This window comes from Allobosea massiliensis, from assembly GCF_042655245.1.
GTDB classification, from domain to species: Bacteria; Pseudomonadota; Alphaproteobacteria; order Rhizobiales; family Beijerinckiaceae; genus Allobosea; species Allobosea massiliensis.
The window spans coordinates 1-1,357 of the sequence record NZ_JBHSLU010000044.1 but is presented as its reverse complement, the minus strand read 5'-3'; the positions used below and the strand labels follow the sequence as shown (position 1 = coordinate 1,357).

The 1,357-nt window shown below is 62.9% G+C and carries 1 protein-coding gene; it reads right to left on the bottom strand.

Translation table 11 applies throughout. The features are described from left to right. Nucleotides 1-255 precede the first annotated feature (255 nt). Nucleotides 256-1,278 carry an IS110 family RNA-guided transposase gene (locus tag ACFPN9_RS14495; RefSeq protein WP_066733793.1) on the bottom strand — a complete coding sequence of 341 codons (1,023 nt, stop codon included), beginning with the start codon at nucleotides 1,276-1,278 and terminating at the stop codon, nucleotides 256-258. Nucleotides 1,279-1,357: the final 79 nt, after the last annotated feature.

Sequence of the window (1,357 nt, the reverse complement as noted above, 5' to 3'; positions counted from 1 at the left end):
GTGATTCATATGTGGACGCCCCCTTTGGCAAGGCGTTTATGTCGGGATGATTTGATCGGTTGCTTTCATATGTCCGGCCTGTTTGTGCGGCGGAATGTCTGCCGCTGGCCCTGATGGAAATCCGCCGACGAGGTCCCTATCAAACTGACGCGCTGCAGGAACGCATTGAATCACGCGGGTTGATCTCGTCATTGGCTCGATCGTCACTCATCATCGACTGCCGTTACCAATTCGGGTTGTTTCCATTGTCGGCTGCTAGGCGCCGAGCTGATGGGGTCTGTAGGTCTCCTTGCGCGTCAGCAGGACCCACGCGATCCGCGCGAGCTTGTTGGCGAGCGCGATCGAGACCAGCCTAAAGGGCTTTTTCTCGAGCAGTTTCCTGATCCACGCGGCCATCGGCGTCGGCTTGTCCTTCGTATGCCGGATGACGGCCGTGGCGCCGACGACGAGCAATCGGCGCAGGTAGCGGTCTCCCTGCTTGGAGATTCCGCCGAGCCTGGTCTTGCCGCCAGTCGATTGTTGCTGTGGCGTCAAGCCGAGCCAGGCCGCGAACTGCCTGCCGGATCGGAACTGATCGGGATCAGTGACGGTGGCCGCAACCGCGGTCGCCGTGATCACGCCAAGGCCTGGGATGGCGGCGAGCCTCCTGCTTGCCTCGCTTTCGGCATGCCAGGCGGCGATCTGGCGGTCGAGCTCCGCGATCTCCTGGCCGAGCGCCACGATCTGGCGAAGCATGATCTCCAGCGCCGCACGGGCGAAGGAGGGAAGCACATTCTGACCAGCGAGCGCCTGCTCGGCGAGCCTTGCCAGATTGGCGACGCCGGGATTGGCGACGAGCCCCAGTTCGGCCAGATGCGATCGCAAGGCGTTGGCGGCCTGCGTGCGCTGACGAACGAGCAGGGATCTGGCTCTATGCGTCATGAGGATGCCTTGCTGATCGACCGTCTTCACCGGCACGAACTGCATGGTTCGCCGCTGGACCGCTTCGCAGATCGCCTCTGCGTCGATCGCGTCGCTCTTCCCGCGCTTGACGAATGCCTTGACGTAGGATGGCGGGATCAGGCGAACCTCATGCCCCATCGCCGAGAGCGTTCGCGCCCAATGGTGCGCTGTTCCGCACGCTTCCACGCCGATCAGGCAAGGCGAAAGCTTCGAGAAGAACGGCAGCATCTGCTTGCGATGCAGCTTCTTCACCAGCACCGTCGCTCCGTCTGCGTCGACGCCGTGCGCCTGAAAAACGCTCTTCGCCAGGTCCAGTCCAATCGTCTTGATCGTCATGCGAACGCTCCTCTCGCTGCTTCGGCACCCGGATCTGCACCATAGCGCCGCCGGTGGGGCGGGGGCGTCCACATCATCA

Excerpts from the sequence above, each read along its gene's own strand:
- ACFPN9_RS14495 (WP_066733793.1), bottom strand. The coding sequence starts at position 1,278 with ATGACGATCAAGACGATTGGACTGGACCTGGCGAAGAGCGTTTTTCAG.